The sequence below is a fragment of the Streptomyces sp. O3 genome (genome assembly GCF_054788135.1).
This window is the reverse complement of record NZ_JBTVYK010000214.1, coordinates 1-255: the sequence shown is the minus strand read 5'-3', so window position 1 is coordinate 255 and position 255 is coordinate 1. Positions and strand designations below refer to the sequence as shown.

At 58.8% G+C, this 255-nt stretch carries 1 pseudogene; it reads left to right on the top strand.

Annotation, left to right across the window (positions count from 1 at the left end):
* A pseudogene (locus ACX6XY_RS30405) lies at positions 1–255 on the top strand (hypothetical protein); the annotation flags it as partial.

The following is a 255-nucleotide window of genomic DNA, read 5'->3' as shown; positions in this document are numbered from 1 at the left end:
CCGTGGAGGTGCTGGCGTTAGCGGAAGAAGAAGGCAGCCGCTTCCCTTACGTCTTCTGGGGCAGCAAAAATATCGTCGGCATCGCTAACCCGGCGGACGTGCGTGAGATTAAAGACGCCAAAGGCGTGGCGTTTGTCGATGCTATGAAGCAGTGTGGCTTTAGCCTGCCCACCGCCCCGCTGGCGCCGCGCCGGGATATTAAAGCCTTCGTTGAACTGCATATCGAACAGGGCCGCGTGCTGGAAACCAACAAGC